This window comes from Desulfonauticus autotrophicus, from assembly GCF_055381725.1.
This window is the reverse complement of record NZ_AP042395.1, coordinates 2,102,147-2,127,531: the sequence shown is the minus strand read 5'-3', so window position 1 is coordinate 2,127,531 and position 25,385 is coordinate 2,102,147. Positions and strand designations below refer to the sequence as shown.

The window sequence follows — 25,385 nt, the reverse complement described above, 5'->3', positions numbered from 1 at the left end:
GCTTACTCTCCCTTTGTCTTTTCATGTGGCAAATAGTTGTCACCCTGTCTACGGACCCACTCCCGTTCACTATAATAGTAAACCTGTGGGTCAGTACCCAAACGCTCTAACAATCTAAAAGCATATTTGCTCTTAGCCAGTTTTGCCACCTGGTGTTCTGGATTGTTCAAATTCCCAAAAACAATTGCACCTGTGGGACAAATTTCTGCACAGGCTGGGATATAGGCATCTTCTGGCAGATCCAGAGGATCTTCTCCATCATAACGAGCCTTTTCCTTTGCAGCCATAAAACGATGATGGCAAAAAGTACACTTTTCCACCACACCTCTGGGTCTCACTGAAGTGGAAATGTTTAAGGTCTTTTCCATACCTGCAGGCCATTTGGGGTCATACCAGTTGAAATACCTGGAATGATAAGGACAAGCAGCCATACAGTACCTACAACCTATACACCTAGGATAAATCTGGCTAACAATTCCACCTTCTTCATCCTTAGTGGTAGCAATTACAGGACACACTGTAGAGCAAGAAGGTTTACCACACTGCATACAGGGCCTGGGAAGATAAGCAATATCATGCTCTGGAAAAGGTTTACCATTGCTAAGTTCATAAACCAACATCCAGGTCAAGGTCATGCGTTTATCTGACCCATCTACCATTGGCGCAATGTTGTTTTCTGCCTGACAGGCTACCATACAGGCCCCGCATCCAGTGCACTTGTCTATATTGATAACCATTCCCCATTTTACTTTAAATTCTATGGCTTCCATAATTCACCCCTCTCTCCAAATTTACGCCCTAACAACTTTTACCTGGGACCTGTTCCACACCTTAAGACCACTGCCTTTTTCTTCCTTCACACTTAACACTTTAAACAGGTTATCGCCCTTGCCCTTGACAAACTCGTCCCAGGCCTGGTGCCCAAAACCAAGAGGTGCAGCTATAACATCATTCATCACTGTTTCCGTAATATTTACTCTGGCTACACACTCTCCACCAGCACCTTGTAATTTTACCTTGCCATTTTGTTTTAATTTCAACTTCTTGGCAGTATTTTTATTTACCTGGATATAAAAATCCTTCTTTTGTAATTCAAATTCTTTCACTACCACCACTTCAAAAGGAGTAAGGGCTTGTTTGGTATTACCCAGGTAATTTCTAGCTACAGGAGCTAAAAAGACACCTTCTCCTTCTGTTTCTAGGCCTGTGGCTAAAATTTCTACAGGTAAGCTCAAGCTGTTTTGAGCCAGCCACTTATCAGAAGTATAAGCTCCAGCACTTACACTTTCTAAATCAGTGCCCAAACTTTCTGCTTTGGCCTGCAAAACTTCTTCAAAAGAAGCAAAGCCCAGATCAACTCCCAGCTTATTGGCCACTTCCAGAATAAAATCAGGAGTAGATTTGGTGGAGAATATGGGCTCAATCACAGGAGCAGCAACACTGTAAATCTCCTGACCTACTCCAAAGGGTGTGTACGCATCATCAAAACGCTCCAGGAAATGAGGAGCAGGCAAGATAAGGTCACAGGCCATAGCTGTTTCATCCAGGAAAGTACTAAAACTTACCTTAAAAGGAATCTTTTCCAAAACAGTCTTCACCTGCTCTGGCTGAGGCAAAGCATAAAGAGGATTGGCTTCATAAACCAACAAGCCATCCACAGCCTTACCCTGTTCCACTTCATCCAAGAACTTGAGAAAACTCTTTTGATTTAGCTCACTACGCCAGGGTGCACTTGTAATGACCTTGTTTTCAGGGAGAGCAACCAGGCCACCTTTTTGATTAAGAGTACCTAAAAGCAAGTTCACCAAGATACCACTGGCCCATTCAAAAGCACCACTTCCCTGGCCAAAATCAGAACCAACCAGCACACAAGGAGCACTGGCCTTAACCAAATCCTGAGCCAGTTTTTGAATCTGAGCAGCACTAACTCCAGTCTTGGCTTCCACCACACTGGGTGTATATTTACTCAAGATATAGTCTCTAACCAGACCAAAGTTCTTAAGGGAAGCACTCTTACCCATCTTTAAAAGATAATAACAAATACCCAGAGCCAGGACACCTTCCTGACCAGGATATACTGGCATCCATTTATCCACAGTAGCTGCAGTACCTGTCTGTACTGGACCAGCATAGACAAATTTACCCTTTCTAGAGGCAAAAGCCTTCTGATTGCGAACTACAGGACCCCAACTGGAAAGGATATCTGCCCCTAAAATCAAGACATAATCAGAATTTTCCAGGTCAAATCCCAATTGCCCTTTACCTTCCATAAGTGACCAGGCCCGCTGACTTACCTGGGCATCGCTGGGCATAAAGTAAAAATCATCACTGCCTAAAAGTTTTAAAAATCCAGCTAAAACCTCACTGGCAGAGCCATTTTCATCTCCACTAAGAGCAGCAATCTTTTTACCTTTAAGGTTATCAGCAACTATCTGGGCAGCTTCTTCCCAGGAAATAGCTTCAAAACGACCATTGTTTTTCTTTAAAGGTCCTTTTACTCTGGCAGGTCTATATAAAAGCTGTACTGCAGAAGAACCTAAAGGACAAACACCACCCTGACTTAAAGGATGATTTTTATTACCCTGGGCAGTTACCGGGCGTTTACCCACCTTGTGTACAGAAAGCCCACATCCCCCAGGACATAATTTACATAAAGAAGGAGCCTCACTTCTAGCTCCATATTGGAGTTTGGGTATCCATGGCCAGTTTTGAGACCAAATGGATACATCGTCTGCCAGTTTCCAGGGCACTGGTGTAAATAAAGTGCCCACAGCACCACCGACTAAAAAGGTAATGAATCCTCTTCAATCAAGTCCCATTTTTCCACCCCTCATTTATTTATGACAAACATAGCAGGCATTACTGGCCCCATTTTGGGCATGACACCTCTCACACTGCCACATCTTCATGGTTTGTTTACTGTAACCAGAAATTTTGTTCTCATAATAGACAGGAGGAGTATCACTATTACCTACATCAGGATGACAGGTAGTACAGTCAAAGTCCTGATGCGCAATGTGGGAGAAAAACACATTGTCTGGCTGTTTCTGATAGATAAGCCAAGGCACTTCACGATCCTCGTTCACATACTCTTCCACAAACTTTGCTTCCGCAGGATCCTCTCCCATCACCTCAGCGTGACACTCAGCACACTCCTCTGTAGTGGGAATACCAGCAAAGGAACCATCTTCCCGAAAAGTATGACACTCATCACAGGCCATTCCCTGATCTTCCACATGCACCTTGTGACTAAAGCGAATAGGCTGAGCCTTTTCACTATAGAGCAGTTTCGGGAAAAGCCCCCATCCTACGATTAGTGCTCCCACAAAACCAATGAGAAAAGGAAGCACCACACAACTTTTACCTTTTGCCACTTTCATACCCTCCCTAGCACTATTTTTGAAAAACCTAAACCACCTAACTGCCAAAATCTAACCTAAATTTGGCTCACCTTATTGAAGAGAGCCAAAGAGTGTCAAGAGAGTTAAAGAAAAAATTCACATGGTTTTTTATTGAATTTTCTAAGAAATTCAAGCTAAATTTGGGCTATTTTTCTTTTTCCGTCCATACATGTCCTCAAAACGCACAATGTCATCTTCTTCCAGGTAAGGCCCGGACTGAATTTCTATAATTTCTACAGGCACTTTCCCAGGGTTGGCCAATCTATGTTTTACAGCCTTGGGGATATCCACAGACTGATTTTCTGTTAAAAGCAGGGTCTTTTCTCCAACGACCACTTCAGCCGTACCTTTAATCACCACCCAGTGCTCACTTCGATGGTGGTGCATCTGCAAACTGAGTTTGGCTCCTGGATTTACCACAATCCTTTTAATTTTATAAAATTCCCCTTCCTCCAAAATTGTATAACTTCCCCAGGGCCTCTTGACCGTAAGATGGGCTTCCACCAGATGTTTATCTTTGCTTTTCAAAGCATTTACCACATCTTTTACTCTTTGCACCTGACTTAAGGGCACAATCAAAGTGGCGTCTCTGGTTTGCACCACCACCATGTCTTTCACTCCCACTGCTGCCAGCTTACTGCCATAGGAAAAAAGCAAACTGTTGGCACAATCTAAAGCCAGCACATCGCCTTTAACCACACAACCGTCCTGGTTCTTTTCTCCCAATCTGAACAAGGCTTCCCAGCTTCCCAGGTCATCCCAGGAAAACTGGCTGGCACCACAGCCACCTCCTGAGCCTTTTCCATAATTCCATAATCTAGGGATAAGTCCGGCAATTTGGGATAAAGACTCAGCAAGCTCTCCTTTTGTTCCCAGAACTTCCACAGTTCTGGCTGCTGTCTTTTCACCTCAGCCAGGACCTTTTGCTGGGGCAGGACAAAAATCCCGCTATTCCAGTAAAAATCATCTCTATTTACAAATTCCCTGGCTCGTTCCAGATTTGGCTTTTCCACAAACCTCTTTACTCTAAATCCCCCTTCCAAATTCTCTCCCACCTGAATATAGCCATAGCCAGTTTCTGGTTTGTAGGGTTTTATCCCAAAGGTAACTAAAAAACCTTCTCTGGCCAGATTATAGGCCTGCAACAAATCTGCCTGCCAGGCAGTTTCGTCTTCAATTTGATGGTCAGAAGGGAAAACTGCTGCAATCATCTGCTTTTGCTGAAAATACTCAAACCCGGCCAGAACAGCAGGTAAAGTGTTTCTACCTACTGGTTCAGCCAAAACCTGAATACTTTCTTTACTAATCTTTTTTATCTGGCTTTTTACCTCAAAAACATGCTCTTCATTGGTAATGACCAGGACATTCTGGGGAAGGAAAAAATTTAATACCCTCTTTACTGTTTGCTGAAGTAAACTCTCCTCTCCATTTAAGGAAAGCAGTTGCTTGGGCATAAGAGACCTGGAAAGGGGCCAGAGTCTGCTACCTGAACCTCCTGCTAAAATAAAGGCATAAAAGTCTTTTTTCTTTTGCATAGTCTACTCCTCAAAAACAAAAGGACTCTCAAAGTCTTTAAACAAAGGTAAATTTTTATCCTTATCTGAAACAATTACCTCTTCTCTAGGCCAGTCTATCTTCAAGTCTGGGTCTAGGTAGTAAAGACCTCGTTCATGCTCTGGTGAATAAAACTCATCTACCTTATACATAAAGTCTGTATGGTCTTCTAGCACCAGGTAACCATGGGCAAATCCCCTGGGAATAAGCAGCTGCTCGCCTGAACCTGCCTTTAATTCAAAAGAAAAGTACTTACCAAAAGTAGGAGAGCCTTTACGCAAGTCCACAGCCACATCCAAAACCCTGCCCCTGCTCACCCAGACCAGCTTGGCCTGGGCTCTGGGAGGAACCTGAAAGTGAAGCCCGCGTAAAACACCCCTTTGCCTGGAATAGGCATGATTGTCCTGGACAAAATTATAGTCTAACTTTAAGCTAGCAAAACGATTCTGGTTGTAGGTTTCCATAAAAAAACCGCGCTTATCCTCAAATACTTTTAATTTAAGAATAAACAAGCCCGGAAAAGGGGTTTCAATTAACTGCATGTATCACTCCTAAAAAATTATGACTAAAAATTGGTTAAACTATTTCCAAGACATACTAGAAAAGCAAAAAAAAGCCAACCTCTTTAGAGAGCTAAAGGACTTTAAGCAGGGACAGGACTTATACCTGCACATACAAAATAAAAAACTTCTCAATCTGGCTTCCAACAATTACCTGGGCCTGCACAAACACCCCCTTTTAAAGCAAAAAAGCCAGGAATTACTGGACACTTACGGCACCACTGCTGGAGCTTCTCCTCTGGTAAGTGGAAGATTTCAGGAAGTTTTAGAACTGGAAAACACTCTGGCCAGATTCAAAAAAACAGAAAAAAGCCTTATCTTTACCTCTGGTTATACTGCCAATCTAGGCATTTTAAGCAGTTTAGCCGATTCCAGGACCATTGTTTTTAGCGACAAACTAAATCACGCCAGCATTGTTGATGGCATACTCCTTTCTAGAGCTAAATTGGTGCGCTATAGACATCTGGATATGGAGCATCTTGCCTGGTCCCTGGAAAAATACAAAGACCACCCGCGTAAAATCATTGTAAGCGATAGTATTTTTAGTATGGATGGAGACATAGCTCCTTTAAACACTCTGGTTCAGTTAAAAAAAGAGTATGCTGCCCTGCTTATGTTAGACGAAGCCCATGCTACAGGCATTTTTGGCAGGGGAAGGGGGCTGGCTCACCACCTAAAATTAGAGCAAGAAGTGGATATTCACATGGGTACCTTTAGCAAGGCTCTGGCTTCTCTGGGAGGGTATGTTTGTGCCTCTAAGCCCATTATCTCCTTTTTAATCAACAAAGCCAGGTCCTTTATCTACTCTACTTTTTTGCCTCCAGCAGTAATTGGCGCCAATCTGGCAGTACTAAACCTTTTGGAACAAAATCCCGGGCTGGGAGAAAGGTTACTTAGTCTAGCCCATAACTTAAGAAGATTTTTGCAAGAACTTGGTTTTGATACAGGTAATTCTTCCACCCAGATTATTCCTGTTATCCTCAAAGACCCGGAAAAAACCCTGAGGGCCCAAAAATTCTTGGAAGAAAAAAATATTTTTGTCCCGGCCATAAGGCCTCCCACTGTGCCAGAAAACACCTCCCGGTTGAGGATTAGTTTGCGTTTAGACTTGCAGGACAGGGAAATGGAGCAAATCCAGGAAGCCTTTAAGGAATTAAAAAAAGTACTATGTTAACTTTTATCTCTGGTTGGGCTGGTTGGCCCAATCTCTATCCTTTAATCAGCCAGAAGGGAAACTTTGTAGTGCCTTTTGAAGACCTCTGGCCCCGGGATTTTCCTCAATTCTTCCAACAGAACCAGTTCCACCTCCTGGTTGCCTGGTCCACAGGGGCACATCTATGTTTAAAATACTTAAAAGCAATCAAGAGTGAGTACCTTTTTTTAATTGCACCCTTTAAAGACTTTAGCCAACATATCTCTCCTCTCTGGCTCCAAAAAACAAAGCAAAACCTTCTCCAAAACCCCTCTTTTACCCTGCACAAGTTTTATAAGCGCATTGGAGTGGATTTAAACTTTTCACCCACCCCCACCCAGGTAGAGAACTTAGCAGAAGGGCTTAATTTTTTATTAACCTCCAGACTAACAGAGCTTTCTAAACCCCAGAACATAAAGCACCTATATTTACTCTATGGTCAAAGGGACAAACTCATTTCAGCAGAGGAAATAACCAGGCTAGCTGCTGAACTTGAACTAGGCCAGGGAAAGGTGATTTTGCTTGACCAGGGACACTTTTTACCGCAAGAACAACTCCTCCATGTACTTGAAGAAAAAACAAATTGCTGCTGCTTTTAACCGCCAGGCCCATAAGTACCCCCAGGAGGTTAAAATTCAGGCCCAGGTGGCCCAAAAGTGCCTTGAGGTTGTACCTCCAGGAAACTATCCCCTGGTCTTAGAAATAGGGGCAGGGGGAGGGATTTTAACCTGCCTTATACCTCAAAAAATTAAGTATTCTCAGCTTGTTGTTTTAGACTTAGCAAAAGAGATGCTAAAACTCTGCCCTCTGGGTATAAAACTCCTGGCAGATGGAGAGCATTTGCCCTTTAAAAGGGCTTCCTTTGACCTGGTACTTAGTGCTTCTACTTTTCAGTGGTATGAAGAGGGACCAAGGGCCTTGCTCAACACCCTGGGGTTGTTGAAAAAGGAGGATTTTTTTCCTTTGCCTTTTTTGTGCAAGGGACTTTAAAAGAAATAGCCAAAGCCAGCCAGGAAAGCGGTTTTGGCTCTGTTTATCCCTTGCCCGCAAGCAAACCTTTTTTAGACCTTCTTACTCAGGCAAAGATAAAATTTTCTGCCCAGGAAGAAGAAAGCAAAATCTATTTTCCAGGTGTAAAGGATATTCTCTATCACTTAAAAAACACAGGCACTTCTTACACCCCAGACAAAAAGGCGGTCTCTCCTTCTCGTTTAAAAAAGTTTTTTCACTTTTATGCTAAGCACTTTCAGGCAGAAAAGGGATTTTTTCTAACCTACAAGACCCTTTATCTGTGGGGCAAAATCTAAACTTCCAGCTTACCTATCCATTCCTGAAAAGATTTAATCCCCAATTTCTTCATTTTTAAGGGCAATTCTTCCACCAATCTAAACAGAGTATCTGGCCGCATAAAATTGGCCGTACCCACCTGCACAGCACTTGCTCCTACCAGCATAAACTCCAGGACATCCTCTACCTTGCTTATACCTCCAATCCCCACTACAGGAACGGAAACCACCCGGCAAACTTCATAGACCATCTTTAAGGCCACAGGTTTAATCGCCGGGCCCGAAAGCCCGCCAAAGACATTTTTTAAACAGGGTTTACGGCGATAGATATCCACCGCCATACCTCCCAGGGTGTTGATTAGAGAAATCACATCTGCTCCAGCTTCTTCCACAGCCAAAGCAATTTCTTTAATGTCAGTAACATTGGGGCTTAATTTTACCATTACTGGCTTGCTAACGACCTTTTTTACTGCCCGGGTAAGCTCTGCTGCCAGTAAAGGATTCTGGCCAAACAAAACCCCACCTTTTTTTACATTGGGGCAAGAAATGTTTAACTCTAAAGCAGCCACCTTTTCTGCTTTATCTAAAATCCTGGCCAATTCCACAAACTCTTCCCCACTCTGGGCATACATATTGACAATTACTGGGGTTTCTTCAGGGAGCAAAGGTAGCTTTTCTTCCAGAAACTTTTCCACGCCTATATTCTGCAAACCTATGGCATTGAGCATGCCACAGGGAGTCTCCACAATCCTAGGTGGGGGATTGCCTTCCCTGGGTTTAAGGGAAATGCCTTTTACTATAATCCCTCCCAAGGTTTTCAAGTCTCCATAAGGAGCAAACTCCAGGCCATAACCAAAGGTTCCTGAGGCAGAAATAAGGGGATTTTTCAGGTTTAAACTACTTAAGTTTACTCTTAAATCAACGCTCATTACAACTCCAACTCCTCTGCTTTAAATACCGGACCCTTTGTACAGGTCTGAACCAACCCCTGCCTGGTCTTAGCCACACAGCCAAGACAGGCTCCCACACCACAAGCCATTCTATTTTCTAAAGAAAGATATCCTTGGGCTTTACTCTCCATTAAATATTTATGCACTACCTTTAAAAAGGGATGTGGCCCACAGGCAAAAATTTTACCCTTGCCAGCATACTGCCAGATACTCTCCCTTAGCTCTTCTTCAAATAAAAGCAGTTCTTCTTCACTTTCCTGCCTCGAGGCCCTTTTTTCTACCTTATCTGAAATATCCTGCCAGGGATAAACCTCCAGGGGAAGCCTATGGCCAAAGAGAAGTTTCAACCTTTCTGGGTGAGGATGCTGTTTACAAAGGGCAATAAAAGGAGCAATGCCCATTCCTCCACAAAGAAGTAAGGCCCTATCAGCCACAGGAAATCCCTGTCCCAGGGGACCCCAGCAGGTGACCTTGTCTCCTGGTCGCAAGGCCAGAAGCAAATTGGTCCCTTTTCCCACTACCTGAAAAAATATCTGCAAATACTCAGAGTTAAGGTCGCAAATGGAAAAAGGCCTGGGCCATAAGGGGTCATATCCCCACAACTTGGGCCTGAGCATTACAAACTGCCCTGGCGTAAAGGGCAAATTTAAGGGCTCTAAAAATAAATGGGCTACTGGAGAGCCCGGGATTGGTCTAACTTCCAACACCTCTAATTCTTTACACAACAAACCTTCTTGAATCATCTTTTCCTCTTTTGCCATAAATTTAAGGCCAGCAACTCGCCTTCTTTACCACCTCCAGCCATTCGAGCTAATTCCTTTTTTATCTCCTCTTCCTGTTTAAGTAGCTGACAACCAATCCTGGTTGTATTTTCCTCTATCTTTTTCTCCACTTTAAAGTGCCTATCTGCCAGAACAGCCAACTGAGGCCAGTGTGTAATTAAGATAATTTGCTGGGTGCTGGCTAATAATTTTATCTTTTCTCCTACTTTAACTAAAGTAAGGCCACCAATTCCCGTATCCACTTCATCAAAAATAAGTGTACCCTTCTCGCCTCCCTGTAAAATCATTATCACCAGTAAAAGTCTGGAAAGTTCTCCACCAGAGGCAATTTGATTTAAAGGTCTGGGTTCTTGCCCGGGGTTGGGTTGCCAGAGCAATTTCAACCTTACCTCTTCCAGCTCGCCAAACCAAAAATAAGAGTCCCGGGCAAAATACAAACTAAGTTCAGCAGAAAACCCTAATTCCTTGAGTTCTTTTTCTAAAATGGCTTTTATTTCCCGGGATTTGTTCAACCTGAGTTCATTAATCTGAGTAAGTACTCTGGCAAGTTCTTGCTTGACCTCTTCCTCTCTAAGCTCCAGTTCTTTTAAAAGCAACTTACTCTCATCTAAAAAAGACAGGTTTTTCTCTATCTCGCTTTTTAAAGCTAAAATATCCTGTAAAGAGCCTTTAAACTTACGCTTTAAAGAAGCCAGCTCATACAGTCTGGCCTCTATCTTATCTATCTCACTTAAGGGCACCAATTCCAGTTTTCTTAATTTTAATTCCAGTTCTTCCAGAAAATAAAAAAAATCCTGGGCCTTTTCCAGGTCAGGAGCAAATTCATCCAGATTAGATAGCTCCCCTAAAGCCTCAAGCACTGCCTTAAATTCTTTATATAAATTGCCTTCTCCCAGTAAAGAGAGTAAAAATTCTACCTTTTCCTGGATGTTTTTTCTTTTTTAATTTGTTCTATTCTGGCCAAAAGTTCCTCTTCTTCTCCAGGCAAAGGATTTACCTTTTCTATTTCCTCTTTTTGATACTCTAAGTAGTCTTTTTTTTGCTCCAGTTCTTTTATTTTATTTAAAATAGTTTCCTTTTCCTCTTTTATTGCTTCTAATTTTTTGAGCAACCTTTCCTTTTTAGCCAGAATCTCTTCACCTAAAAAGGAATCTACCAGAGTTGTGGCAAAGCCAGGTTTTAAAAGTTTTTGTTGGGCATGTTGCGTAGCTGAAAGTAAAAATTTTTTACTAAGTTCTTCTATTTTAACACTGGAAACCAGTTGGTCATTTATATAAAAACGGCTTCTTTTGGGTAAGTATTCCCGGCGTAAAATATATTCCTCTTCTTCCAGGACAAACACACCTTCTAACCAGGCCTTTTCAGCCCCCAAACGCACCTCTTTGTGCTGCCAATTGCCTCCCAAAAGACCGCTTATGGCATTTACCACCAGGGACTTGCCCGCCCCTGTCTCACCCGTAAAAACATTTAAGCCAGAATGAAACTCCAACTCCAGGTCTTCAATGAGAGCAAAGTTTTTTATCCTCAACAACTCAAGCATATCTTCCTCCTGGGACCAATCTGGCAATACCCCTTTTACCTTTTACTCTCAACCAAAACTCTTGCTCCTTTTCTGTTCCCTGGCCTTTTGCCAGGCCAAAAGAAACTCTTCCCTGGCCTCCTGGATTCTAAAATTTTTCAAGTTGGTCTCAGCCAAATCCAATCCCAGGCGCCAGTCCTCTGGATGCAGCAAACTTAACTGGCTTTCCAGCTGCAGCAACTTATCTTCTACTCCCTTTTGTTCTCTTAAAAGAGTTTTTAATAATTTTAAAGCCTCTTCATCTGCAGGATTGTTTAAAAGCAAAAGATACAAACACTCTGCTGCAGAACGAGGAAGGTGTTTATTGGGGTCAAATAAAAAACCAATTCTAAATTTTTGTTTTCTTCTAATGAGCTCTTTAGCCCAAAATAAAATCATGTCTCTAATCTTTTTAGGAATATCCTTATACAAAGAATTGCTTTTTACATATCTAACTATAAACTTTCTAGCCAGTTCACGATTTTTCCAGAACAAGGCAGCAAAAGAGGCACAAAGATTTAGTTCCCAATTCTCCTCATATAAGCCTTTTTTAAGTAAATAATACAATATTTCTTCCAGCTTGTTTCTATACTGCAAATTTAGTTCTAAAAGGCAGCAATATATTTGCGCATTTTTATAACCTGCCAGCAAGATATTTTCTAAATCTTTGTCTTCTTCAGGAAAGTTATTGTTCTCTTTTAAAAGGAAAAAACTAGCTATCACCCTTGACTTTTCTTCTACTGCTAAAGTTTTCTTCACTTCCAAATTTTGAGTAAGAGCAAGTAGTTTTTGCACCCTGGCTGGAGCCAGGTGGTTTGCCCTTAACTTTTCCCACCCTCTTCTAGCAATTAGGCTGGCTTCCTGCGGGTGATTTAAAAAATAATGTAATTTTTCTTTTAATTCTAACCCATCTCTATATTCTACATATTCTTTTTCAGGTTCAAAAAACTCTCTTAAATCTTCCTTTAAACCTGGTGAAAACAACAAGCATCCACAGGAAAGGGCTTCAAAGGTTCTAAAATTTATCTCTCCAGCTATGGCTTCATTAACCACTATTTTAGTCTGCTGGTAAAAATTTAGCATTTGTGTAAAGGGAAGTTCCTGATGCACAAAATGAGAACTAAATTCTTTTTTTAAAAAATCCACCAAGACCTTACGCAGGGTACGATACTCATTTACTCTTCCTGCAAAACCAATACTATGTTTTCTACTTTCCCAGGCATTCCAGTTAAGAGGTAAGCCATACCACATCAAACAATCACTGCTAATATTTTCTTTCTTAAAAAGGGATACAAAGGAAGGCTGGGTAGTTAATAAGAGGTCAAAATTTTTGCCGTAAATTTTATGCCAAAAAAAGTTTAAATGGGTATCAATGGACCAAAAAACTTTTTTACAATAAAATTCACTAAGTCCAAACAATAGGGTTCTGGGGCCTAAATTTTCCTGTTGAAAAATTAAATCAGGATTAAACTCTTTAACGTCTCTTATTTTGCTCAAATCCACAATGCCACCAGACAAATCTAAGTTCTTTACCTGGCAAGTATCCGGGAAATAGGGCGCAAGAGTGGAATTGATAGTTAGAATTCTCATTTATTTTCTTTTTTCTAGGGTCTAAAATATCTCTCAGGGCCTCACCCAAAAGATTATACCCAAGGACAGTAAGTAAAATCATAAGTCCGGGGAAAATAGAAAGCCAGGGCGCAATTTCCAAAACTCCCTTTCCTTCCATAAGCATATTGCCCCAGCTGGGTATAGGGGGTTGAACTCCAATTCCCAAAAAACTCAGACCTGCTTCCACTAAAATAGCTGAGGCCACGCCCAGGGTAGCAGATACTAAAATAGGGGCAATGCCGTTGGGGAAAATATGGACGAATAAAATTCGGAGCAAGGAAGCTCCATTTAAATAAGCAGCCAGGACAAACTCCCTTTTCCTTAAACTAAGGGTTTCTGCCCGCATGAGTCTGGCCACTCCCATCCAGGAAGTAAGGCCTATGACCACCATAATATTGAACAGACTGGGTTCTAAAAAGGCAATCACCGCTAAAATAAGAAAAAAGAAGGAAAACAAAGCATTATATCCACAAAGCGCATAATTATTTCATCTACCCATCCGCCCAAATAACCAGCTAAAAGTCCCAAAACAACGCCAATACCCACAGAAATACCCACAGCCACAAAACCCACCCACAAGGACACCCTGGCCCCATAAACCAGGCGAGAAAACACATCCCTGCCCAGAGCATCTGTACCCAGAAGGTGCTCCCAGGACGGCGGTTGCAATAACTGGTCTACATTGATTTGAAAAGGGTCATAGGGGGCTAAGTAAGGCGCAAACAGGGCCAGAGCCGTGGAAAACAAAACCAGAATAAGCCCCAGAAAAAGAAAAATTTTGGTCCTTTTCATCTCTTACCTTCTAGTCCGCGGGTCTACCAACATATAACCGATATCAGCCAGCAAATTTCCCAGTAAGGTAAGCAAAGCACCCAAAACCAGGTTTCCCAAAATAAGAGGATAGTCCCTGGCCATTACTGCCTGATAAAAAAGCTGTCCCAAACCAGGCAGGGCAAAAATGGATTCAATAATTACACTTCCTCCAATAAGCCCAGGGATAGAAAGGCCCAAAAGGGTTACCACGGGTAAAAGGGCATTTTTTAAACCGTGTTTAAAAACCACCTGCCAGTAGGAAAGCCCCTTAGCCCTGGCCAGTAAAATAAAATCCTGCCCCAAAATCTCCAGCAAACTGGCTCGCATATACCTGGATAGACCAGCCAGACCAGTAAAAACAAAGATAAACACCGGCAAGGCCAGGTGCCTGGCCAGATCTAAAAGTTTAGCACTAAAGCTCATCTGTTCAAAGTTAAGAGAGGTAAGGCCAGAAATGGGGAAAATGGGCCAATAAATTCCCAACCACAACATCAAAAGCAACGCCAGCCAAAAGCCAGGAATGGAAAATCCCAGGAAGACAAATACCGTCATACTCTTATCAAACCAGCTATCAGGATAAACAGCTGAAAAAATCCCTATGGGTAGAGCCAAAAGAAAAATCAAAAAAAGGGAAATGGAGTTTAGAGCCAGGGTTACAGGCAACCTTTCCTTTATCTTTTCCCAGACTGGACGATGATCTCCACTTAAAGAATTGCCAAAATCCAGGCGTACAATCCTTTTAAGCCAGTTAAGATACTGTACTCCTAAAGGCTTATCCAGGCCATAAAGCTTGGTTAGTCTTTCTTTGGCCAGAGAATCTGCCTTAGGGTTTAAAGTGGTCTGTAAATCTGTAGGTGAGCCAGGAGTCAGGTGTATTACCCAAAAACTTATCACTGTAATACCCAAAAAAGTCAAAATTAGGGAAAGTAATTTGCCAACAATTCTCTTAAACATTTTTCCTGCGTAAAAGATAAATACTTAAACCCAGCCCCATTCCCACCATACCCAGACAAAAAACCTGACCTAAAGAAAAAGGTCCCCAGACCAAACCCAGTTGAGGATCTGGCTCTCTAAAAAACTCAATAACAAACCTTACCCCTCCATACCCCAAAAGATAAAAACCAAGCAGTGTACCTGCAGGAAAAGGTTTCTTTCTAAGCCACCAGAGAAGAAGAAACAAAAAAACACCTTCTCCCAGGGCTTCGTACAGTTGCGAAGGGTGGCGCAACACCAGGGGATCTGCAGGAAAATACATGCCCCACTTTACACTTGTAGGACGACCATAAAGCTCGCCATTGAAAAAATTGCCCAGGCGCCCAAAAGTATATCCCAGGGGCACAGCCGGGACAAAAAGATCACTTAGTTTTAAAAAAGAAACCCTTTTCTTTTTACAAAAAAATAAAGTAACCAGGATAAGACCTAGTAATCCACCATGATAAGACATCCCGGAAATGCCGGTATAAATAAAGTGTCCCTTTTCCCAAACAAAGGGTAAAAAAATCTGGGCTGGATGCTTGCTAAAGTAAGGAAAATCATAAAAAAGCACATAGCCCAGTCGACCACCCAGAATAGCGCCCAAAATGGCCCAGGTAAAAAAATCATCCACCAGATTAAGAGGCAAATCCACTTCCTTTTTTTGCAAACGCCAGCGCACCAAAAAATAAATCAGGGAAAAGGCAACTACATACATCAAGCTATAATAACGCAGGGGAAAGTTGCCAATCCGAAATATTTCAGGCCTGACCAAAGAAGGCAGATGTTGCCAGAAGTTCCAGAAACCCATCTATTCTTCCTTTAATTCCCGTTGCATCAACTTAGATACTGCTTCCCTGGGATCCTTTCCTTCATATAAGATGGCATACACCTGAGAGGTAATGGGCAAATCCACGCCAATTTTCTGGGCCAGCTTATACACTGCTTCTGTGGTTTTTACCCCTTCTGCCACCATGCGCATGGAATCAATAATCTCCTTTAACTTTTCTCCCTTTCCCAAACGCAAGCCCACCTGACGATTGCGGCTTAAATCCCCAGTACAGGTTAAGACCAGATCCCCCATACCAGAAAGCCCCATAAAAGTCCTTTCCCTGGCTCCCAGCGCTACTCCCAACCTGCTCATCTCAGCTAATCCTCTGGTAATCAGGGCAGCTCTAGCATCATGACCAAAACCAAGGCCATCAGCAATCCCCGCAGCCAAGGCCATCACATTTTTTAAAGCTCCTCCCAATTCCACTCCCAAGTAATCAGAATTATAATAGACCCTAAAATAGTTATTGGAAAAAATGCGTTGAATTCTTTTGCCTATCTGCTCATTAGCGCAACCCAAGCTAACTGCAGTGGGTAGTTTTAAACTTACTTCTTTGGCAAAAGAAGGACCTGACAAAATGGCATATACAGGCTTTTTTTCAGCCAGGCTTTCTTCAATCACTTTAGATAAAGGGCTTAAACTGGCAATTTCTATTCCCTTACTGGCGCAAATAATTGTGGGAGACATGGGAAAAAGGTCTTTTACCTGGGTTAAAGTCTGCCTGATAAACTGTGTAGGTACCACTACCAGGTAATAATCTTTATATCTGACCACTTCTTTTAAATCACTACTCACCTTTAAATTATCATTAAGCCTTATTCCTGGTAAATACCAGCTATTTTCCCTTTTCTCTTTTATCTCGTCTACCAGATCTGGCTCCCGTACCCAGAGTTCAACTTCCAGATCTTGTTTTTCAGCTAACATATTGGCTAAAGTAGTACCCCAACTACCTCCACCCAATACACCTATCTTGATTTTCACCCTAAAGACCTCCTTTTAGGCTCTTAAACTATAAGAGAAAAATTTACCCAAAATATCTGAAAGTGCCAAGCTTTTCTTGCTGTCTTTTAGAATTTACTACTTTTTGCAAAAACCAACTCAGCTTCTAAAATTTAAAGTAAGGACTTTAAAAACCTGATTTAATACTCTACTACCTAAAAGAAAAAAGAAGAGGGTAAAATTTAAAAATAAAATCAATTGCCAAAAAGGTATTTTTTAGCTAAAAAAAATAAACTAAAAATTATAAAAAGGAGAAAGGGTTATGAGGAGAAGATTTTTTATCTTTTTATCACTTATTAGTCTAGGATTATTACTTTTTATCCCCAACTCAAGTAGTGCAGCCAAAGAAGTAATTACCACTGGCATGGCCCCGCTATTAGGCAATCAAGCTCAAGCCAGGAATCAAGCCTTAAGTCAGGCCCTGCGCAATGCTGTAGAGCAAGGAGTGGGTACGCTTATTGATTCCAATACCATGGTGCAAAACTATCAATTAATCTCCGATAAAATCTATTCCCAGGCCTCTGGTTATGTAACCAACTATCAAATCCTTTCTGAAGGCTTAAGCCCTGATGGGCAAATGTATAATGTAACCATTAAAGCCAGCGTTTCTACCGAAAGTATAAAAAACGACCTCAGGGCTATTGGAATCTTAAAACAACAAGTGGGTAATCCTAGATTCATGGCTATTTATCTACCTCAAACCAAATCCAGTGCCTATAGACATTCCAGGGCAGTAGTAGCAGCTGAGCAGGCTATCAACGGAGTCTTTGCCCGCAAAGGATTTGTGGTCTTAGACCGCATGTTTGTAGATAATGTTTATAATGAAATAGAACAAGCTGGACGCATTGATATAGACATGGACGACCTTTCTGCTCTGGCCCTCAAGTATAGAGCAGACTTGCTCTTGGTCTATGATGTACATGTGGGAGTAAAGCAAGGTGGACAGAGTAAGTATTTTGGTGGCGTAATGGTAGAAATAGATTTAAGAGCAGTAGCTCCAGCAACTGCTGATCTTATTGCCCAAAAACATGGAGATGTTTATGTACGAACAGCAAAAATGGCTGGCAACTATTATGAAGACATGATGGCAGCCCAAGCAGCAGATAAGGTAGGAAAGGCTGTTGCTGAAGCCCTGGTGGGCGATGTTTTAGCCTATTTTGAACGCCAGGTACACGGTGGAGCTCGTTTTGATATCTGGTTTAGAAACTTTAGTGAAGGAGAGACCTATACCATTTATGACATTTTACAAAATATCCCAGGGGTTAAAGATATCAATGTACGTCAACAATCCCCGGGTAATTTCCAGGTAGATGTCAATTATCAAGGCAAAAAATTCGATTTCCAGCGCCAACTCTACCAAACTATGCAACAAAGAGGCATTGCCTTTGAAACTCAACAGGCCAAAGGTAATCGTTTCCTCTTCTTTAAAGCAGGGACCAACAATCCTTTTGGAGAAGTAAACTTACAATAACCTAAAAAGGGGTTTTAAAATGCAAAAAGGATTAACCATACTTTTGGGCTTACTTTTAAGTACTCTTGTCTTTTCCTGTGCACCTAAGATGAAACTCACGGCCATAAAACCAGCTGAAGTCAGTATGCCCGGAGTAAGGACACTGGCCATATTGCCTTTTAGAGGGCAATATGGAGATCTGGTAAGGGATGAATTTTATTCCAAATTAGATGATGTTAAACACTTTACCCTGCAAGACCTTCGTTACAATGAAGCTCTGGATAAAATTCAGTGGGAACAAATGGACGACCCCAGATTTATGCCTGAATTTGCAGGAATTAAGGCAGATGCAGCCATTGCCGGGCAGGTGATTCATCAAATTAAAGATATAAGAGGAGCAGACCAGGTCAAAATGCAGGAAGGAACAGGCCAGTATCGCAAGGTAAAAAGAAAAATATCTTTACGGGTAAAAATGAATGGGTAGAAGAAGAGATTATGCGTACAGTCTTAAAACCTGTCCCTTACATTGTACGCACTGCCTCTCTTACTGCTTCCATTAAGGTGTTTGACTTAAAAACCAGAAAAATCCTGGCCACCAAACAGGTTACCGAAAGCTTCAAACAAAAATACGGGGGCAAAGAAGGAAATGACTCCTTAAGCTGCCTCTTTGGAGCCAAAACCATCGAAGACCTACCCACGCCAGAGGAAACTCTAAGCAGCCTAGCTGAAAAGGTTGCTACACGCCTGGTAGCCAAAATTGCTCCCACCAAATACACCATGGAAATAGCCCTGGATACAGGCGGCTCCAGTTATGTAAGTAAGGGAGTTAAACTGGCCAAAAAAGGAGACTGGGAAGGAGCCATGGAAATGTGGCAAATGGCCCTAGAAAAAGATCCTTACTCCGGGCCTGCCCTCTATAATATGGGAGTAGCTTATGAAGCCAGAGGGGATCTAAACAGCCTTATTCAAGCCAGGAACTATTATTTAAAGGCCATTAAGGCCAATTCCAAGGACATGTATATAGAAGCCAAGGTAAGGATAAACAAAAAGATAAGAGACATGCAAAAACTAGAACAACAACAAAGACTTCTAAACCAAACTCCGGAAAGAAAGTCTACTTCTGGAGAAGTTCAGGTCTATTAAAATTACCTGCTTATACTTACAAGGGCGCTTTTAAAAAAGCGCCCTTACTCAATCTGAGCTAAAAGGATATCTAAAGTTTATTTAGCTATCTAAAAATTAAAAAATTCTTGATTAGAGGAAGGACTATAAGCATGGGAAGAGCGGTTTATTTTTATGCAATAGATAAAGAACTTAACGCCTTGTTACAATTTACACAGGATACAGGGTTGTTAGCTCTTCCCCCCTTTGTCCCCACTGATGAATATGACCTGGGAGACCTGAAAGCTGTACCTCCTGTACAGTTTAAAGATGCAGAGGGAGGTACTATATATTTAGTTCCAAAAGATATTCCTGTAGTAGAGGTGTTTTATAAACCTACGATTGACCCTTCTGAATCATATATATTGCCTCATGTATCACCCGTTATAGAGTTTGGACTATCCACTCACGAAGAAAATACAGTATATCAAAATCGTATATATATCTGTGCTCCCTTACATGAATTATACTCAAAACCTGTTTATAATGCATATAATAGAATTGCTAGATACATAAAAAAGTGGCCTAAAGCAGGGAAGGCATACATTGCACCTGAAACTTACAAACTTGCCCGCAATAAAGAGATCGAAATATCTGGCATCTCTCTGGAATAAATTTTTCTATTATTTCTTTTATTAAAAGAGGTATCTACATATGCAATGGTTGAATTATTTTGCAATAGGTCAAGACTACGAAGATTTACTACAATTTGTACAGGATATTGACTTGTTGGCGATACCAAAAGTTCTTACTACTGAAGACTATAACCGAGGCAAACAGGAAGCTGTACCACCTGTAAAATTTCAACTAAAACCAGGAGAAGAAGTGTTTTATTTGATTCCCAAAAGTGTTCCTCTAACTGAAGTTCTTTACACTCCTATGAAATACAAGCCTGCTTTATCCTATTTATTACCTCATCAATCACCGGTTATAGAACTTGGCAAATGTCAATGTAATGGTAAAAAAGTATACAGCAGTGAAATATCTATTCTTTTACCTGAAAATGAACACTATTCAAACGCTATTTATAAGGCATTTAATAAAATTCATGAATATGTACAAAAATGGCCGAAAGCAGAATATACATACATTGGACCAGAAACCTATAAACTTGTTCAGAATAAAGAAATTGAAATAATTAGGATTTAAAAATGATTATCAATCGTTAGCCTCTTTTCATTAAATAAATTCCATAAACAATAAAAAAAATTGTCAAAGCTATTAAAATATATGGATTTACATATATTAGACTCTCCAGTTGCTTTTTAGGAACAGCAATCCTGGGGTTATCTTCTAAATACAATATTTCCATTTCATCTCCTTTATTAAAAGAATCATATACAGACTCAACAACTGATATTGTTGTCATCTCCAAAAAACCCATACTAGGAATAGAACTTAGCATCACCATTACAGAAACCATCCCGTTATCTTTATCTATACTCTTGACAGTAGCATCAACTGTTTTACCATCTTTATTATAAAGAGACTTCAAAGCATCAATCATGATATAAAAATTGTCTTCAAAATCTTTTGAAGAAATAATCGTTTCATAAGGATCAGCTGGCAAGTAAATAATTTTAATTAAATCTCCTTTTTTTATTCCTGAAATTGTCTTCTGGCTTGCTTTAAAAGATGCTTCTACAAATTTAAAATTAGTCTTTTTCTCCTTTTTACCTTTAAAAAATCCAATATCAAAATAATAATCAGTTTTCCTTATAAAGGAATATCTTGGACTCTTTGCAATAGTCCAAATACCCCATGGCTTTGATTGATGGCTTATATATTTTCTAAGTATTCGGGCCTTACTGGCAATCCCCTTTTTCTTAAACTCATCTATCCTATAGGACTGCCAGGCCAGTCCACCAGACAAAATAGCAAAAATTATTAAAATAACTCCTGCTAGTTCTCCCCCTTTCATTTTGCACAATCTCAACTTACATATTGTTAAAGTTATAAAAGACCAAAGTACCTAATCCCCTTACTCTTACCAACCGCACTTAAACACTTAAGGATTTAAAAGCCCATAATACCACAATCCACATTTATATAAACTTGATTTTCTTTAATTTCTGGGCTTTTACTAACTGTAACCAGGCAAGAAGTTTCTCCCTTAAAATAACCATAAGTATTTTTAAAGACATTCCTCTCATCAGCCTTAAAACCATTTTCCAGCATATAGGTTTTCACTTTATCTACAAACCTATCTTCTACAATGGCAAACGTGTTATACCCTGTTATCCTGGTTTCACTTTCTTTTGTATTCCAGGCAAAACTAGTTATTTTAAGATTTTCAAAGGAAAGGCCAGTTTTTTGAGGCAAAGCAAGCATAAACTGCCGCAGTTCTTTAAATTTGAGTCCATAATACCCTCTTACAAACTTAGCTTCTTTTCCCTGATAATAAAAACAAAGTTTTTCACCCAAAACTTCTCCTTTTACAAAGGCAAGCTTTTCTTTTCTTAAGGTAATATTTTTATATATCTCCTTTTTACCTCCTAAAGGAGAAAGTATTAAATCTTTACCTTCAAGCCTGCATTCTGCTATCTGATAAAAATCCCCATCTAAATAAGACCTAAAGACACATCCTCCATCTTCTCCAAGATCAAAAGATATGGCATCTGCCTCATAACCAGATTCCTTTATCCAGTCACCCAATACTTCATCCAGGTGGATACTATTTTGCTGAGAAGCAGCCTGAACATCTAAAATTAAGCCTCCAAGCAAGAACCATAAAAAAAATACCCTGAGAAAAAGCTTCATAAATATATACCTCATTATTCTATTTTTTATATCTATGCCTTTTAGTTTTTTCTCATTTTTTTAGCAAAATAAGCTTTATATTTATCTTATCTTATTTATTTTTATTTTTCAATATTTTTAACCTCCTTTTTTATCAAAACTTAGAAGATAAAATTGAAAAATCAATCATCTTTCTTTAACTTAAGCACCCCATTGATTTTCAAAGAAGCACCTCTCCATCTGCCCTGCTTATTAATAACAATAACCTTTTTATCTTTTTTTACAACATCTTCTATTTCAACAGGGCCAACACTTTTCGTCATCTTTTCTGTTTCCTTATTATCTCCTAAAATAGTAGTTAAAGTATAGGGCATTTCATTTAAATAAAGATTTATTTTGTACTTTAGTTCATCCTTGCCTGGCACTTTCATGCCTAAAGATTTAGCCTGGTTAAAACCCTGCGTAGTTAATTGTTGTAAACTTTCCAGCTGATTTTGTAGTTTTTTAAACTCCTCTTCCATTCCTGCAGGTACATTTTCAGGCATTTTATCCATATCCTGAGCCTGTTCTTCTTGCCCTGCCTCTACCCTTAAAGTAATAGTTGATTTTGTTTCTTTGCTCTCCAGACTATCTCCTTCCCATCTATCCACAACATACCCACTTAGCTGAGTACTACCTTTTAAAGCTACGCCTACCACACTTTGTCCACCTTCAGATTCACCCTGCAAACTATAGGAAAATCCGCCTGTAGGAACTAGTTTGTTTAAAGATTTTGTTTTTTCCTTCTTCTTTGGATCCGTAAACAACACGCTTAAATTAATCTTTTCCTTTTGCTGAGCATTTAACCACATACTGGCCACAGGATGTTTCCACTGCCCATCCCCTTCCTTGGTCAAGGTTATATCCAAATCCAATTTAGCCTCACAGCCATAGGGATAGAGTCCATATAAAACATCTACAGCTACAAATGACCTATCAAAAGAGGGATTAGCAAAAATAAAAACAATTTCCTCTAAGTCTTCCTCTTTTAAGTCAAAACAATAACTCTTTTCAGACACTCCCTGCAAATCTTCCACCACTTCTTCTTTATCTTTTATCTTGACAATAGACCATAATAACATATTATAATATTCAATATGTATTGGAAATCTAAAATATATAGATCTTCCTTTATCTTTATCTAAAATCAAAAATCTTACTATAGTTATACCTAAGGGATTTATATGTTTGAGGTCAACTATATCTATGCCTAGTGCAGTATAGGTATCCATTATCTCTGGTACAACAGAGAGATATTTACCAGGTTTATTTCCATCACGAAATTCTTGTACTGGTAATTGATTGTATAACCAAAGGGAGTATTTTTTAAAGGCCTTTTCAAATCCAACCTGTCCCCCTAAATTTGCCAGCCAAGTTTCTTCTAAGGATTTGTGTTCACAGTCCTGCCAAATTTTACCAATAATCTGAGCTCCATAATTTTGTTGTAAAAATAAAGGCCAAACATAGGCGCCATATTCCAAATGACCATTTTTAAATTTCAACCCTTTTTCCAGGTGATTAAAGTACCAAGGCAAGTAATGATGCTCAATGTCATAATCAGGATAAATATAATCTTCACACCAGGTAGCAGTGGATTCTTTCCACCAACTACCAATATTTATATTGATATTATATTGTAAGGCATGAAACAATTCATGAACTACTGAATTTTGAGTCTCTTTTTTATTTTGCCCTTTGTTAATAATGAGTTTGGCATAAGTCTTTTTATTGCTAACCGGTCCAGGCACAGCCATTCCCATGCAGTTTAAAGGTTCCAGGTAGATATCCAGCTTACCGTCATTGCCAACAGCCCCATTATCACTTTTAACTTCTCTACCCATTAAAGCCACTTCTTTTTCCCAGGCCCTATCTTCATTAAAAGTATCCAGGATCCAGCTGACCTGCTGCCTCTCTCCTTCGTCATTTCTATCATACCAGATACGCACCTTACCATTAGCTGTATCTAAAAAGGACAGGTTCTGCGCATAAGCCAACCTTGGTCCCAACCAGCTACCTTTTTTCTGCTGCTGGCGAAAATACCTGGGGTCCTGGGAATCCACGAAAAAGGCTCTAATTTTTCCTTTGTTTCTTTAGAAAGGGAATCCCAGTTTCTTCTGACCTCTACCATAATGGAAGAGCCTGAAGGTATAATCACCTCAGAACGATATTCAGCAGGAAGCCTTTCCTGGTCAAACAGCGCATAGACCTGATAAACGAGCCCTGTTTCTTTATCCAGCTTGCCCTTAGCCACATCCTCTTGAATAAGGCTAACCGAAGAAACCCTGGCTTTTTTAGGCCCAGCACTTTCCTCTGCACATCCACCAATAAAAATTAAAAAACATATGCCCAGGATATAATAGAATTTTTTCATCTTCGCCTCCCAAGATAAAAAATAATAAAAACTTTAAAGCTTATTAAAGTGCTACTAAAAACCACTAAAAAGTCAAATGGAAGAAAAAGATTTCCACTCGGAAATGAAAGAAAGGTAATTAGGAAGAGAAATGTAAGACCAAAAGAAAAGGGTATGTAGCAAAAACCACATACCCTTTTTAAACTCTACTCTTTTGCTATCCAGTTACTTATTTTATTTTTTTCCTCTTTCCACCTCTCACTAAAACGCAGCTCCAAAAATTCTTTATAAAGTTCCCAAAAAAAGCCCAAACACTTTTCTATTAAATACATCTTTTCCAAAAACCTTCCCTCATCTCCTTCCCCTTCTTCCAGGCGCATCTCTATCTTGGGGGTTTTTAGTTGAGAGAAGGAAAAGTCCTCTCCCTTCACCTGCATCTGCCAGGTAAAGCTATCCTGTTCAAACCTGAGTTTGGCCTGGGTTACCTTTTTACCCCTTTTAAGCCCCTGTTTGGCTTCAGCCAGTTCAGACATTTCTCCTGAACAAATGGTTTTCTCCAGACTTTCTCCTTCTCCTCCTTCCACCACCACCTTGCCACTAAAATAAAGGGCAAAGCTTTCTCCTTCCAGGGTAAACAGTCCGGATTGTTCTTCGCTTTTAAACCACAGCCAGGTCAAAAATTCTTCACCCAAAGATTTTGCTATATTTGCTTTGTCCATGCAAACTCCTTTTATTCCCAGTAAACAGAAAATCTTACTACTTGTTTGGCCTTATTCTGAAAATATAAATACCCCTTTTCGCGCCCAAAAAGATAAAGCTCCCTGGTCAAATAGACATCCTGCTCACAGTATTTTTTAATTTTGTCCACTTCTCCCTGTTTCCACCACTCCAGGGCCAAAAGACCATGGGCACTTTTCTTGGCACCCAGGGTATGCCTGGCCAGATTATCCAAACTAATTCTATAACCTAAAACCTTTTTCACTTCCTGTAAAATATCCAAGGTAGGCAACTTAGACCAGGGCTTGTCCAGAACACCTCTTAAGACCTGATAGTCAAAGGCAAACACATTAAAACCTATTACCAGTTCCACCTGAGTGAGCAAACGCCAGAAATCACCTATCTCTTCCTGTTCAAAA

The 25,385-nt window shown here is 40.3% G+C and carries 27 protein-coding genes and 2 pseudogenes; 9 read left to right on the top strand and 20 right to left on the bottom strand.

All coding sequences use genetic code 11. The features are described from left to right. Nucleotides 1–2: 2 nt before the first annotated feature. The 5 genes and pseudogenes from qrcC to rfbC all read right to left on the bottom strand — a co-directional run bounded on the left by qrcC (nt 3) and on the right by rfbC (nt 5,497). On the bottom strand, nt 3–770 hold the full coding sequence (gene qrcC / locus ACZ42F_RS12075) for a menaquinone reductase iron-sulfur cluster-binding subunit QrcC (protein WP_029965359.1): 768 nt from the start codon (nt 768–770) through the stop codon (nt 3–5). A gap of 21 nt (nt 771–791) precedes the next feature. Further along, a complete protein-coding gene (qrcB, locus tag ACZ42F_RS12070) occupies nt 792–2,795 on the bottom strand; it encodes a menaquinone reductase molybdopterin-binding-like subunit QrcB (RefSeq protein WP_464280267.1) in 2,004 nt (667 codons plus the stop codon). A gap of 39 nt (nt 2,796–2,834) precedes the next feature. Further along, nucleotides 2,835–3,380, bottom strand: a complete 546-nt coding sequence (qrcA, locus tag ACZ42F_RS12065) for a menaquinone reductase multiheme cytochrome c subunit QrcA (RefSeq protein ID WP_464279174.1) — start codon at nt 3,378–3,380, stop codon at nt 2,835–2,837. Nucleotides 3,381–3,530: 150 nt separating this feature from the next. Then, nucleotides 3,531–4,936 (bottom strand): annotated as a pseudogene (locus ACZ42F_RS12060) (mannose-1-phosphate guanylyltransferase/mannose-6-phosphate isomerase). 3 nt (nt 4,937–4,939) lie between these two features. Then, entirely contained in the window at nt 4,940–5,497 is a 558-nt protein-coding gene (gene rfbC / locus ACZ42F_RS12055; RefSeq protein ID WP_464279173.1) for a dTDP-4-dehydrorhamnose 3,5-epimerase, read from the bottom strand. A 19-nt stretch (nt 5,498–5,516) separates the two neighbouring features. On the opposite strand from rfbC, the gene bioF reads away from it, so the two are divergent. Genes bioF through ACZ42F_RS12035 form a run of 4 tightly spaced genes read left to right on the top strand, consistent with a single transcriptional unit; the run spans nt 5,517 to nt 8,014 of the window. Then, complete coding sequence (gene bioF / locus ACZ42F_RS12050; protein ID WP_464279172.1) at nt 5,517–6,689, top strand: 8-amino-7-oxononanoate synthase; 1,173 nt, start codon at nt 5,517–5,519, stop codon at nt 6,687–6,689. Next, nucleotides 6,683–7,306 (top strand): hypothetical protein, encoded by a 624-nt coding sequence (locus ACZ42F_RS12045; protein ID WP_464279171.1) that lies wholly within the window; start codon nt 6,683–6,685, stop codon nt 7,304–7,306. The genes bioF and ACZ42F_RS12045 overlap by 7 nt, the downstream gene beginning before the upstream one ends. After that, nucleotides 7,269–7,697: a methyltransferase domain-containing protein gene (locus ACZ42F_RS12040; protein ID WP_464279170.1), complete on the top strand. Its 429-nt coding sequence runs from the start codon at nt 7,269–7,271 to the stop codon at nt 7,695–7,697. The genes ACZ42F_RS12045 and ACZ42F_RS12040 overlap by 38 nt, the downstream gene beginning before the upstream one ends. Continuing rightward, nucleotides 7,682–8,014, top strand: coding sequence for a hypothetical protein (locus ACZ42F_RS12035; protein ID WP_464279169.1), 333 nt, complete (start codon nt 7,682–7,684; stop codon nt 8,012–8,014). Before ACZ42F_RS12040 ends, ACZ42F_RS12035 begins: the two co-directional genes overlap by 16 nt. Here the strand turns inward: ACZ42F_RS12035 and ACZ42F_RS12030 are convergent. The 9 genes and pseudogenes from ACZ42F_RS12030 to ACZ42F_RS11990 form a co-directional block, all read right to left on the bottom strand. Next, a complete protein-coding gene (locus tag ACZ42F_RS12030) occupies nt 8,011–8,922 on the bottom strand; it encodes a dihydroorotate dehydrogenase (protein WP_029968610.1) in 912 nt (303 codons plus the stop codon). The genes ACZ42F_RS12035 and ACZ42F_RS12030 overlap by 4 nt on opposite strands. Beyond that, nucleotides 8,922–9,686, bottom strand: coding sequence for an iron-sulfur cluster-binding protein (locus ACZ42F_RS12025; protein WP_029968611.1), 765 nt, complete (start codon nt 9,684–9,686; stop codon nt 8,922–8,924). Before ACZ42F_RS12025 ends, ACZ42F_RS12030 begins: the two co-directional genes overlap by 1 nt. Next, nucleotides 9,683–10,585, bottom strand: coding sequence for a DNA repair protein RecN (locus tag ACZ42F_RS12020; RefSeq protein WP_464279168.1), 903 nt, complete (start codon nt 10,583–10,585; stop codon nt 9,683–9,685). The genes ACZ42F_RS12025 and ACZ42F_RS12020 overlap by 4 nt, the downstream gene beginning before the upstream one ends. A gap of 53 nt (nt 10,586–10,638) precedes the next feature. After that, the gene (locus ACZ42F_RS12015; RefSeq protein WP_464279167.1) at nt 10,639–11,265 is read right to left on the bottom strand and encodes an AAA family ATPase; all 627 of its coding nucleotides are present in this window, start codon (nt 11,263–11,265) and stop codon (nt 10,639–10,641) included. A gap of 48 nt (nt 11,266–11,313) precedes the next feature. Beyond that, nucleotides 11,314–12,873, bottom strand: a complete 1,560-nt coding sequence (locus ACZ42F_RS12010; protein WP_464279166.1) for a glycosyltransferase family protein — start codon at nt 12,871–12,873, stop codon at nt 11,314–11,316. Between the two features lie 4 nt (nt 12,874–12,877). Next, nucleotides 12,878–13,686 (bottom strand): annotated as a pseudogene (locus ACZ42F_RS12005) (ABC transporter permease); the annotation flags it as partial. Nucleotides 13,687–13,689: 3 nt separating this feature from the next. Further along, the gene (locus tag ACZ42F_RS12000; RefSeq protein ID WP_029968627.1) at nt 13,690–14,661 is read right to left on the bottom strand and encodes an ABC transporter permease; all 972 of its coding nucleotides are present in this window, start codon (nt 14,659–14,661) and stop codon (nt 13,690–13,692) included. Beyond that, nucleotides 14,654–15,490 carry a prolipoprotein diacylglyceryl transferase gene (gene lgt, locus ACZ42F_RS11995; protein WP_464279165.1) on the bottom strand — a complete coding sequence of 279 codons (837 nt, stop codon included), beginning with the start codon at nt 15,488–15,490 and terminating at the stop codon, nt 14,654–14,656. The genes ACZ42F_RS12000 and lgt overlap by 8 nt, the downstream gene beginning before the upstream one ends. After that, nucleotides 15,491–16,486 (bottom strand): NAD(P)H-dependent glycerol-3-phosphate dehydrogenase, encoded by a 996-nt coding sequence (locus ACZ42F_RS11990; RefSeq protein ID WP_029968631.1) that lies wholly within the window; start codon nt 16,484–16,486, stop codon nt 15,491–15,493. Nucleotides 16,487–16,772: 286 nt separating this feature from the next. Here ACZ42F_RS11990 and ACZ42F_RS11985 point away from each other — a divergent pair, with 286 nt between their 5' ends. From ACZ42F_RS11985 to ACZ42F_RS11965, 5 genes are all read left to right on the top strand, one after another. After that, nucleotides 16,773–17,981 (top strand): flagellar assembly protein T N-terminal domain-containing protein, encoded by a 1,209-nt coding sequence (locus ACZ42F_RS11985; RefSeq protein WP_464279164.1) that lies wholly within the window; start codon nt 16,773–16,775, stop codon nt 17,979–17,981. Between the two features lie 19 nt (nt 17,982–18,000). Continuing rightward, nucleotides 18,001–18,444, top strand: coding sequence for a hypothetical protein (locus tag ACZ42F_RS11980; RefSeq protein WP_464279163.1), 444 nt, complete (start codon nt 18,001–18,003; stop codon nt 18,442–18,444). Nucleotides 18,445–18,455: 11 nt separating this feature from the next. Beyond that, entirely contained in the window at nt 18,456–19,103 is a 648-nt protein-coding gene (locus tag ACZ42F_RS11975; RefSeq protein ID WP_464279162.1) for a DUF6340 family protein, read from the top strand. 131 nt (nt 19,104–19,234) lie between these two features. Beyond that, nucleotides 19,235–19,735: a hypothetical protein gene (locus tag ACZ42F_RS11970; RefSeq protein WP_464279161.1), complete on the top strand. Its 501-nt coding sequence runs from the start codon at nt 19,235–19,237 to the stop codon at nt 19,733–19,735. Between the two features lie 40 nt (nt 19,736–19,775). Beyond that, on the top strand, nt 19,776–20,270 hold the full coding sequence (locus ACZ42F_RS11965) for a hypothetical protein (protein ID WP_464279160.1): 495 nt from the start codon (nt 19,776–19,778) through the stop codon (nt 20,268–20,270). A 16-nt stretch (nt 20,271–20,286) separates the two neighbouring features. Here ACZ42F_RS11965 and ACZ42F_RS11960 read toward each other — a convergent pair whose 3' ends face one another. The 6 genes from ACZ42F_RS11960 to ACZ42F_RS11935 form a co-directional block, all read right to left on the bottom strand. Further along, nucleotides 20,287–21,042, bottom strand: coding sequence for a hypothetical protein (locus ACZ42F_RS11960; protein ID WP_464279159.1), 756 nt, complete (start codon nt 21,040–21,042; stop codon nt 20,287–20,289). Between the two features lie 95 nt (nt 21,043–21,137). Then, nucleotides 21,138–21,881 carry a hypothetical protein gene (locus ACZ42F_RS11955; RefSeq protein ID WP_464279158.1) on the bottom strand — a complete coding sequence of 248 codons (744 nt, stop codon included), beginning with the start codon at nt 21,879–21,881 and terminating at the stop codon, nt 21,138–21,140. 161 nt (nt 21,882–22,042) lie between these two features. After that, complete coding sequence (locus ACZ42F_RS11950) at nt 22,043–23,893, bottom strand: DUF6055 domain-containing protein (protein ID WP_464279157.1); 1,851 nt, start codon at nt 23,891–23,893, stop codon at nt 22,043–22,045. Beyond that, entirely contained in the window at nt 23,863–24,270 is a 408-nt protein-coding gene (locus ACZ42F_RS11945; RefSeq protein WP_464279156.1) for a hypothetical protein, read from the bottom strand. Before ACZ42F_RS11945 ends, ACZ42F_RS11950 begins: the two co-directional genes overlap by 31 nt. A gap of 185 nt (nt 24,271–24,455) precedes the next feature. Beyond that, nucleotides 24,456–24,968 (bottom strand): hypothetical protein, encoded by a 513-nt coding sequence (locus ACZ42F_RS11940; protein ID WP_464279155.1) that lies wholly within the window; start codon nt 24,966–24,968, stop codon nt 24,456–24,458. A gap of 11 nt (nt 24,969–24,979) precedes the next feature. Beyond that, nucleotides 24,980–25,369, bottom strand: coding sequence for a ribonuclease H-like domain-containing protein (locus ACZ42F_RS11935; RefSeq protein ID WP_464280266.1), 390 nt, complete (start codon nt 25,367–25,369; stop codon nt 24,980–24,982). Nucleotides 25,370–25,385 lie beyond the last annotated feature (16 nt).